Annotated in this window: 9 protein-coding genes; 1 reads left to right on the plus strand and 8 read right to left on the minus strand. The window is 69.1% G+C overall.

Annotation, left to right across the window (positions count from 1 at the left end; genetic code table 11):
• Window positions 1-919 (plus strand): DUF6282 family protein (locus CH341_RS23020; RefSeq protein WP_111421329.1); only part of this gene is annotated, 919 nt, incomplete at its 5' end.
• A gap of 60 nt (window positions 920-979) precedes the next feature.
• On the opposite strand, the gene CH341_RS23025 is transcribed toward CH341_RS23020, so the two are convergent.
• The 8 genes from CH341_RS23025 to CH341_RS23060 all read right to left on the minus strand — a co-directional run.
• Complete coding sequence (locus CH341_RS23025; protein ID WP_111421330.1) at window positions 980-1,954, minus strand: Bug family tripartite tricarboxylate transporter substrate binding protein; 975 nt, start codon at window positions 1,952-1,954, stop codon at window positions 980-982.
• A 234-nt stretch (window positions 1,955-2,188) separates the two neighbouring features.
• Window positions 2,189-3,718, minus strand: a complete 1,530-nt coding sequence (locus CH341_RS23030) for a UbiD family decarboxylase (protein ID WP_111421331.1) — start codon at window positions 3,716-3,718, stop codon at window positions 2,189-2,191.
• A 157-nt stretch (window positions 3,719-3,875) separates the two neighbouring features.
• Window positions 3,876-5,222 (minus strand): MFS transporter, encoded by a 1,347-nt coding sequence (locus tag CH341_RS23035; RefSeq protein ID WP_111421332.1) that lies wholly within the window; start codon window positions 5,220-5,222, stop codon window positions 3,876-3,878.
• Window positions 5,223-5,258: 36 nt separating this feature from the next.
• A complete protein-coding gene (locus CH341_RS23040) occupies window positions 5,259-5,753 on the minus strand; it encodes a (2Fe-2S)-binding protein (RefSeq protein WP_111421333.1) in 495 nt (164 codons plus the stop codon).
• Between the two features lie 148 nt (window positions 5,754-5,901).
• Complete coding sequence (locus CH341_RS23045) at window positions 5,902-8,214, minus strand: xanthine dehydrogenase family protein molybdopterin-binding subunit (RefSeq protein WP_210208559.1); 2,313 nt, start codon at window positions 8,212-8,214, stop codon at window positions 5,902-5,904.
• A complete protein-coding gene (locus CH341_RS23050) occupies window positions 8,211-9,080 on the minus strand; it encodes an FAD binding domain-containing protein (RefSeq protein ID WP_111421334.1) in 870 nt (289 codons plus the stop codon). The genes CH341_RS23045 and CH341_RS23050 overlap by 4 nt, the downstream gene beginning before the upstream one ends.
• A complete protein-coding gene (locus tag CH341_RS23055; protein ID WP_111421335.1) occupies window positions 9,077-9,571 on the minus strand; it encodes an SRPBCC family protein in 495 nt (164 codons plus the stop codon). The genes CH341_RS23050 and CH341_RS23055 overlap by 4 nt, the downstream gene beginning before the upstream one ends.
• The coding region (locus CH341_RS23060) for an alpha/beta fold hydrolase (RefSeq protein ID WP_111421336.1) at window positions 9,568-10,353 on the minus strand (786 nt) is incomplete at its 5' end. The genes CH341_RS23060 and CH341_RS23055, both read right to left, overlap by 4 nt.

Below are 10,353 nucleotides of genomic sequence, written 5' to 3' on the forward strand. Positions count from 1 at the left end.
GCGGATCGATGCGCTGCTGGTCGGCGCGATCGATCCCCATGTGCATTCCGGCCCGTCGATCGCCCCGCGCGGCCTCGATCATCTGGCGCTGGTGCGGCAGATGTCGGAGGCCGGCTTCGCCGCGGTGATCACCAAGGATCACGACTATGCGGGCGTGACGACGGCGGCGCTGATCAGCGCGAACTTCCCCGAGCTGCGCACCAAGATCTATTCGGGCATCGCGCTCAACAACGTGGTCGGCGGCCTCAACCCCTATGCGGTCGAGCACACGGCGGCGATGGGCGGCAAGGTCGTGTTCATGCCGACGCTCGCCGCGGAGAACCATCTGCGCTGGGAGAAGACGTCGTCCTGGGTGCATCCGGCGACGACCCAGAAGGTGCGGCCGGCGCGCGGCGTGCCGGTGCTCGACGACAACGGCGCGGTGCGCGACGACACCAAGGAGATCCTCGATATCGTCGCCCGCACCGGCTTGGTGCTGGCGAGCGGCCACCTCCATGTCAGCGAGACCTGGAAGGTGTTCGAGGAGGCCAAGCGCCGCGGTGTCGCAACCCTGTGCCTCACCCATCCGGAGGACATCGTCGAGGCGTCGCTGGAGGACGTGCGCGGCCTTGTCGCGCTCGGCGCCTATGTCGAGCACTCGCTGTGCATGTTCATCGAGGGCTCGAAGTTCAAGACGCGGACCGGCGAGGACCTGAAGGCGCTGATCGACGTCGCCGGCGTCGATCGCACCATCATGTGCTCGGATCTCGGCCAGACCGGCGTGTATTCGCCGCTCGAAGGTTTTCGCCGCGGCATCCGGCTGTGCATGGATCTGGGCTACGACGACGGCCAGATCCGCAAGATGGTGTCGACCAACGCGGCCCGGGCGTTCCGGATCGAGGCCGATCTGCCGTCCACCGCGAGCCTCAGCGCGGCGTGAGCATCTCATACGGCGCCATGCCGGCCGCTGCTCGGCGGCCGGCACGGAGCGCCGAGGGCGTCACTGCCCGATCGTGATGCCGCCCTTGCGGATGATCTCGCGCCAGGTCGCGATCTCGTTGGAGATGAACTTCGCCGCCTCGGCCGGCGCCAGCGCGACCGGCTCGGCACCGAGCTCGACATAGCGGGCGCGCAGCTCGGGGTCGGCCATCGCGGCGTCGTGCTCCTTCTGCAGCCGCGCGACGATCTCGGGCGGTGTGCCTTTCGGGGCGAGCAGCGCGAACCAGCTTCCGGCCCGGTAGTTCTCGATGCCGGATTCCGCCACGGTCGGCACGTCCGGCAGCGCCGGCAGCCGCTTGTCCCCGGTGACGGCGAGCGCCTTGATCTGGCCGCCGCGGATGCCGGCCAGCACGTTGGGCAGGAGCTGGAAGCCGAGCTGCGTCTCGCCCGAGATCAGATCGGTCGACATCTGGCTCGCCGCCCGATACGGCACGTGGACGATCTGCACCCCCGTCACCTGCTCGAAGCTGACGCCGCCGAGATGCTGCGAGCTCCCGATGCCCACCGATCCGTAATACAGCTCCTTGGGATGTGCCTTGGCATAGGTGACCAGCTCGGCGAGCGTGTTCGCCGGGATTTTCGGGTTGACCACGATGACGTTGGGCAGCACGACGCTGAGCGTGACGGGCGCGAAGTCCGTCTCGGGGTCGTAGCCGAGATTGGGCGTCAGTGTCTTGTTGACGGCGATCGGCCCCGAGCCCGCATAGAGCAGCGTGTAGCCGTCCGGCGTCGCATTGGCGACCATCTGGCTGCCGATATTGCCGCCGGCGCCGGGGCGGTTGTCGACCACGAAGCGCTGGCCGATGGTGTTGCCCATGCGATCGAGCACGACGCGGGCCAGGACGTCGCTGGCACTGCCGCCGGCGAACGGCACCACCACGGTGATGGGGCGTGTCGGATAGGGATCGGCGGCGTGGGTCGGTCCGATCGCCGCGATCGTGCAGGCGACAGCCGCAGCGACAAATGCCTTCTTCATGCTTGCTCCTCCCTGACAACGAGCCGGCGGAGTCTTGTGTCCCGTCCGGCGTGTGAGATCCGTGCCGGTGTGTGCCGGCGCTCTCTGCTCGTATCGACCCGACACCGTCATCCTGAGGTGCCCGGCGCAGCCGGGCCTCGAAGGATGGGCGGCCCGGGCCGTCGCCCTTCGAGGCTCGGGCTTCGCCCGAGCACCTCAGGGTGACGGAATGTGGCGCTCGTGAAGAAAGCCGCTCTACGGCTTCTTCACGGTGCCGGGCAGCCCGTACTCGTCCCAGCGCTTGCTCACGGCCTCGAGCTCGTCCGTCGCCGGCCACACGGTGGGCGGGAAACGGGCGCCGCCGAGATCGGGGTCGGGGTCGTAGTCGAGATTGATGGTCGCGTCGATCAGCAGGCGGTTCCACTTGCCGGTGCCGAACAGCGCGGCATTGCGGTCGCGCCGGCGCGTCGAGGGATCGAGGCCGGCCCCGAAGGTCGACGGCATGATGATCACGTCGTCCTCGCCGGCATTGACCCGGTAGGCGATCGCCCAGTCGACCGCGGCGTAGTCGTGGATGTCGATGTCGTCGTCCACCACGGTGATGTGCTTGTAGCGCACATGCGCGGCCGACGAGCCCCAGATCGCGTTCGCCGCCTGCTTGGCCTGACCGCGATAGCTCTGCTTCATCCGGATCAGCAGATTGATGCCGGCATGCACGGGCGGGCACCACACGTCGGTGATGCCCGGCACGCCGGCCCGGTCGAGCACGTTCCAGGCGGTCGCCGCCCGCATGATCGAGCTGCAGATCGCGTTCTCGGAGAAGCTGCCCGGCAGCGACCCCTCGATCGTCCCGCGAAGAATCGGATCGTTGCGATGCGTGATCGCCGTCACCTTGATGGTCGGCTTGGGCGAGCGGTCGCCGGCGACATAGCCGGTGAACTCGGCGAACGGGCCTTCCATCACATAGGTCGACGGATCGAAATCGATGTAGCCCTCGATGACGATCTCGGCGGTCGCCGGAACATAGATGTCGACGGTCTCGCATTTGACGAGATCGACCGGCGCCCCCCGGATGGCGCCCATCACGTCGTACTCGCAGGTGCCCTTGGCGATCGGTGCGCCGCCGCAGAAGCCGAGCGTCGGCTCCCAGCCGATCGCCACGGCGACCGGCATGCGCGTGTGCCCGGCCTGCTCCCACGCGGTCATGTGCTGGCCGATGTTCTGGGCGCGCCACAAGAGGATCGGGATCTGATCGCGGCTCGCCACCATGCCGCGATAGATGCCGACATTCATCACGTTGGTGGTGGGGTCCTTGGTGACGACGCCGCCATAGGTCAGCAGATAACGTCCGCCGTCGACCTTGTTCCAGAACGGGGAGGGGAAGTCCCACAGGTCGATCGCATCGCCCGTGACGATGTTCTGCTTCACCGGGCCGGTGTCGACGATGCGGGGCGGGATCGTTCCGGTCAGGATGCTGCGGCCGATCTTCACCAGCTCGCGCGGATGCGTGTCGGGCGACAGGCCGAGCATCATGGCGACGCGCCGATAGCTGGCGAGGCCGCCGCCGAAAATCTTACCGCAGCGGGCGTTGGCGCCGTAATCCTTGATGTTGTCGAACAGCAGGGCCGGGCCGGTGCCGGCGCCCTGCGCGAGGCGCAGCACCGTGCCGAGCTCGATGTTCCAGTCGACCTCGGACGTCACCCGGTGCAGCTCGCCGGCCGCCTCCAGTGCGGCGATCCATCCCCGAAGGTCACCATAGGCCACGGGCTTGCGTTCGACCGTCATTGCTTCACCTCGTTCACCAGTCGGTCCGTCACCCTGAGGTACCCGGCGTAGCGGGGCCTCGAAGGGCGACGGCCCGTGAGTCAGCGGCCGTCCATCCTTCGAGGCTCGGCCGCGGCCGAGCACCTCAGGACGACGGGGATGGTCTACACCGGATGAATCATTCCGGCAGCGGCTTGCCTCTGGTCTCGGGCAGGAACGGCGCCACCGCGAGCCCGAGGATGTAGATCGAGGCCAGCACCATGGCGGCTTTGCCGAAGCCGCCGAAGGCCACGATCATGCTGCCGGCCAGCAGCGGGCCCAGGAAGGCGATGAAGCGCGGCGCGTTGAACGCGAAGGCGAGCGCCGTCGCCCGCATGCGGGTCGGGTAGAGCTCGGGCAGCCACACCGGCATCCAGGTGTATTGGCCGTTCGAGAAGATCGCGTTCACATAGGCGAACAGCAGCAGCAGCTTCAGGTCGGTGGTGCCGAAGAACAGCACCGGCGTCAGCGCCAGCGCGATGGCGAAGAACGCCATGGTGACGACCTTGCGGCCGAGCGCGTCGGCCAGGAAGCCGAACGCGATGTAGCCCGTGATCGAGCCGGCCGTGTAGGCCATGCCGGCATAGCTGGCCCACTGCGCAGCGACGAGGCCGGACTGCGCCGCGGTCGAGCCGACGAAGGGCGGCACCCAGGTCGAGATGCTCCAGAAGCCGACCGTGGTGGTGAGCGACATCAGGAACACGACGATGGTGCGGCCGCGCGTCTCGCGGTCGGTGAACAGGTCGTGTAGCGTGAACTTGGTGAGCTGCTCCTCACCCGCGGTGAGGCGGGCACCGGCGCGTCGGCTCGCCTTGGCGGCGGCGCGGCGGCTGCTCGCCGCTTCCCACCGCTCCGACTCCGGGATCGAGCGACGGATCCACAGCGTCACCAACGCCGGCAGCACGCCGATCAGATACATCCAGCGCCAGGAATCCGGCCCGAGCGGCGCGATGAACAGCCACACCAGCGAGGCGATGAAGAAGCCGATGCCGAGCCCGCATTGCATCAGCCCGGCGCCCTTGCCGCGAGCGCGGTCGGGCCACATCTCGGCCATCATGGAGGAGCCGGTCGCCCATTCCGAGCCGACCGCGATGCCGACCAGGAAGCGCAGGATCGCGAACGACCACCAGTCCCAGGCGATCGCCGACAGGCCGGTCATCACCGAATAGGCCAGGATGGCGAGCATCATCATCCGCTTGCGGCCGATATAGTCGGCCGCGATGCCGCCCAGCATGCCGCCGATGCCCCAGCCGAGCAGATTGATGGCGATGACGGTGCCGATATAGAAGGGGATCTGCGCGTGCTGCGACGGGTCGAGGAGCTGGCGCATGGCCGGACCGGCGGTCAGGATCAGCGCGTAGTTCTCGAAGCCGTCGAACAGCCAGCCGAGATTGGCGGCCAGGAGCGTGTTCCATTGGCGCCGGTCGAGGCTCTTGTACCAGGGGCCCTCGTCGGATCCGCCCAGGGTCGTCGGTTGCACCGTCACGGTCGTCTCCTCGCCTTTATGATTGTCGGAATGGCGTCATGCCGCCGCGGAGGCGCGCATGCGGGAGGCCGCGCTCTTCACGGCGCGTATGATCTCGGGATAGGCGGCGCAGCGGCACAGATTGCCGGCGAGGTAATCGCGGATCTCCGGCTCGCTCGGATCCGGGTTCCGCTCCAGGAGCTGGTGCGTCATCAGCACGAAGCCGGGCGTGCAGAAGCCGCACTGGAACGCGCCTTCATCGATGAAGGCCTGCTGGACGGGGCTGAGCGCGCCGGTCTGGTCGAGGCCCTCGATCGTGTCGACGCGCTTGCCGTCGACGAGCTGGGCCAGCGTCAGGCAGCCCGACATCGCGACCCCGTCGACCACCACGGTGCAGCAGCCGCACAGGCCCTGGCCGCAGCTTTCGCGGGCGCCGCCGAGATCGAAGCGGCGCAGCAGGTCTACAAGGTCGACGTGACTCTCGACCGTCGCCGACACCGGCCGGCCGTTCAGGGTGAAGCGGATCTTCTTGACGGTTTCGGACGCGTCCATGTGCTCGGGTTCCTGAAACGACGTTGACGTTTGCCCGGTCATTCCGGGACGGCGCGCCGCGCCGGACCCGGAATCCAGCCGCATGCACCGTATTCGGGACTGGATTCCACTTTCGCGCCTTTGGCGCGCCCCGGAATGACGGATACTCTCATGCGCTGGTCGTGCTCGAGTTCAGTTCCGCCTCGCGCAGCGCCCGGAACACGGCCTGAGGGGTCAGCGGCATCTCGGTCAGCCGCACGCCGACGGCGTCGTGGATGGCGTTGGCGATCGCCGGCGATACGCCGAAGGTGGCGCTCTCGCCGACGCCCTTGGCGCCGTAGGGGCCGCTCTTCTGCTCGGCCTCGGTGATCACGCTCTCCATCTGGTCGGGCACGTCGTGCATGCCGGGGATCTTGTAGTCGGCGAGCGAGGCGTTGGTGACCTGCCCGTCGTCCAGATCCATGTTCTCGAACATGGTGAAGCCGAGCTGCATCAGCGCCGCCCCGGAGATCTGGGTCTCGACGATCTTCGGGTTGAGCGGCCGGCCGAGGTCGCAGGCGTTGACCATGCGGAGGATCCGCACGTGCCCGGTCTCGGTGTCGACCTCGATCTCGACGCCGGTGCCGCCGACCATCCAGAACGGCGTCACGTTGTCGGAGAGCCCGGTCTCGGGAGCCGGCGACTTGTACTCGGGGATGTAGGTGCCGACTCCGATGATGTTGCCGGCCTGCATGCCGTACTTCTTCTTGAACAGGTCCGCCGGCGCGTAGTTGCTGCCGGGCGGCAGGCCGAGGCTCGCGGCCAGGGCCGCGATCTGGTCGCGGGCGTGCTCGGCGGCGAGCTTGACGGCGTTGCCGGCGTGGAAGGTCGAGCGCGAGCCGAGCGTCGCCATGTCGTAGGGCGTCACGTCGGTGTCGGGGTGGACGACCTTCACGTCCTCGGTGCGCAGCGTCAGCGTCTCGGCGACGATCTGGGCCATCGCCGTGTCGGAGCCCTGGCCCATGTCGACGGTCGAGAGATAGAGATTGGCGCTGCCGTCGGCCGCGACATTGACGATGGCGACCGAGGTGGTCGGCGCGATCGACGCCTTGAAGCCGACCGCGATGCCGCGGCCGCGCTTCACCGGGCCACTGCCGCGGTCGAACGGCGTCTCCCACGCCATGCGGGCCGCGATGTCGTCCAGCACGCCCTCGATGGCGGCGTCGCGCACCGGCGTGCCGGTCGCCTGCGGGCGGCCGTCGCGCAGCAGGTTCTTGCGGCGGAACGCCACCGGATCCAGGCCGAGCCCGCGGGCGATCAGATCCGTGTGGCTCTCGTAGGCCCAGACGAGCTGCGGAATGCCGAAGCCGCGCAGCGCGCCGGCCGGCGGCCGGTTGGTGTAGAGCGCGTAGGAGTCGATCGACACGTTGTCGATGTCGTAGGGGCCGGGCGCCGTGAAGCCCGACTTCTGCGTCACGCGCGGCCCGATGTCGGCATAGGCGCCGCCGTTCCAGAACACCTCGCAGCGCCGCCCGGTGACGCGGCCCTCCTTGTCGACGGCGCTCTCGATGCGGAACGTACTGGCATGCTTGGTGATCGTATAGAACTGCTCCTCCATGGTGAGCGACCACTTCACCGGCCGCCGCACCAGCAGCGCCAGGCACGCCACCAGCGCCTCGAGCTTGATGTAGAGCTTCGCGCCGAAGCCGCCGCCGAGATGCGGCACCTTCACGCGCACGCGATTCTCCGGCCAGCCGAGCAGGCGCGCGATCTCGATGCGCACGAAGCTCGGGCTCTGCGATGCCGTGTGGATGGTGAGCGTGTCCTCGCCCGGCTCGGCGAGCGAGACCATCGGCTCCAGCGGCGTGTGCATCACCTGCTGGGTCTTGAACTCGTGCGCGAACACGTGGTCGGCGGCCGCGAAGGCGGCGTCGACGTCGCCGCGGCGCAGCCGGTAGTCGAGCGCGATGTTGGTGTCGCGCCGCCCGACCAGATGCTTGAGATCCGGGAACGTGCCGGCCGGCTTCAGCACCTCGTGCACGACCGCCGTCGAGGTCATCGCCTCGATCTCGTCGAACACGGCCTCCATCGGCTCGTACTCCACCGTGACGAGCTGCGCCGCCTCGGCCGCGACATACGGATCCTCGGCCAGCACCGCCACCACGGGCTCGCCGACATGGCGGACCTTTTCCACTGCCAGCACCGGCTGGTCGTGGAAGGCGGGGCCGTAGAACGGGTTCGGAACGACGGTCCTTATGTCGTCGGCCGTCACCACCCGATAGACGCCCTCCAGCGCTTCGGCGGCCGAGGTGTCGATCGAGAGAATGCGGCCGTGCGGCACCGTGCTGCGCACCACCTTGCAGTACAGCATGCGCGGCACGACGAGATTGTGCACGTAGTCGGCCCGGCCCGTGACCTTCTGCCTGGCCTCGAGCCGCGGCACCGAGCGGCCGACCTGGCCGGCCGGCATCGGACGGTCGATGGTGGGACGATGGATCGTCATGACACGGCTCCGTCCTGGACGGCCTGCGTCAGCGCACGCCGCAGATAGACGCGAAGAAGCTGGGTCTTGTAGTCGGCCGAGCCGCGCGCATCCTCGACCATCTCGGCCTCGGCGGCCGCCGCCTCGCAGGCGCGCGCGAACGTGCTCTCGTCCGCCGCGGCGCCCGTGAGGGCGCTCTCGGCCGTCGTGAGGCGCGTCAGAATCTCGGTCGCGGCCGAGACGACGACGCGCGCCTCGGAGATCGCGCCGCCCTCGATGCGCAGCGACACGGCGACGCCGAGCGCCGGCCAGTCGTCGGCCGAGCGCGTGGTGCATTTCAGATAGGCCGACGACCAGCCGCGCTGGCTCGGCAGCACCACGTCGGTGATCAGCTCGCCGCGGCCCAGCACCGTCTCGTAATAGCCGGAGAACAGCTTCTCCACCGCGACGTCGCGGGTGCCCTGCGGGCCGGCGACCGACACGCTGCCGCCGAGCGCCGCCAGCACGGGCGGCAGATCCATGTGCGGATCGCCGTGCGCCAGGTTGCCGCCGACGCAGGCGACGTTGCGCACCCGCACATTGGCGAGCCGCGTCATGGCGCGCGCCACCACGGGCGCGACCCGGATCACCTCGGGCGAATGCTCCAGCGCGCTCAGCGTCGCCATGGCGCCGATGCGCAGGCCACCCGCGGGGCTCGCCGTGATCTCCGAATAGGCGTCGCCGATGCGACCGAGATGGACGAGCCGGCTCGGCCGGAACACGCCCGTCTTCATCATCAGCATCAGCGCGGTGCCGCCCGAGAACGGCCGCACCGTGTCGTCGTCGGTGTCGAGCAGGCCGATCGCGTCCGCGAGCGACCCCGGATGAACGAGCTCGAAGCCTCTCACGCCTGCGCCTCCGATCGCGAGTCCGCCGGGTCCGCCGAGACGGCGGGGCCGGCCGAGAATTTGTCGCCGAGATTCTTCACGAAGGACTTCTCCATCTCCTTCGCCTTGGCCTTGAGCACCGGCTGGCCGATGCTGCCGAGCTTGCCGGCCAGGGCGACGTCGATCTCGTAGGTGACCGCGGTGGCGTCGCCCGCCTCGGTCAGCGTCGCGGCGGCCGTCGAGGTGAGCCGGCCGACGACGCCGATCGGCGTGCCCTCGGCCTTGGCGACGATCCGCTTCGGCGCCACCTGCTCGACGAAGCTCACCTCCACGGCGAACTTGAACTTGATGTAGGCGATGCGGGTCTCCAGCGTCGCCGTGTAGCGGCCGTCGCCGACTGCGGTGAGGTCGTGCACCCCGTCGACGCAGGAGGCGAAGAAGTCTGCGTCGGCGAGCCGGTCGTAGACGGCCTCGCGCGGCGCCGGCACCGTGAACGCGCCGGAGAACTTCATGCCGCGGCCTCCAGCAGCGTGCGCAGCTCGGCGACGATCTTGTCGGGATTGTCGAGCGGCGTGAGATGGCGGCCCTTGTCGATCACCGTGCAGGACGAGCCGGCGATGCCGGCGTGCAGCACCTGCGCCATCGCGGGTGGCGTCGCGTAGTCCTCCTCGCCGACCACGATGCGGGTGGGCACGCGGATGCCGGGCAGCGCGGCGCGCAGGTCGGCGGCGCCGAGCATGCGGCAGGTCTCCACATAGGCGTCGACGTCGTTCCTCACGAAGGTCGCCACCGCTGCCTCCACGACGTCCGGATGCTGCTCGCGGAACGCGTCGCCGAACCAGCGCGTCTTCTGGAAGCCGACCAGCGCGCCCAGGCCCTCGGTCCTCGCCTTGCCGGCGCGCTCGGCCCATTGCTGCGGTGCGTCGGCGCCGTACCACGCCGTGGTGTCGATCAGGCCGAGGCCGGCGGTGCGCTGCGGATGCCGCGCCGCGAAGGCGAGGGCGACACAACCGCCCATCGATGCGCCGGCCACGACCGCCGTCTGCCACTGCACCGCATCGAAGAGGTCGGCGAGGTCGTCGGCGAACAGCTCCACCGTGTAGGGGCCCTTCGGCTTGCCGGAGGTGCCGTGGCCGCGGCAGTCGTAGGTGAGGATCGTCGCCGCCTCGCCGAGCCGCTCGACCACCGGACGCCAGAAGGCGTGATCGGCGGCGAGCGAATGGACGAGCGCAATGCGATGCGGCCCCCGTCCGTCGATCCGGTAGAACAGCTCGGTACCGTCGCGCGTCGACGC

Source organism: Rhodoplanes roseus, from assembly GCF_003258865.1.
GTDB lineage: Bacteria > Pseudomonadota > Alphaproteobacteria > Rhizobiales > Xanthobacteraceae > Rhodoplanes > Rhodoplanes roseus.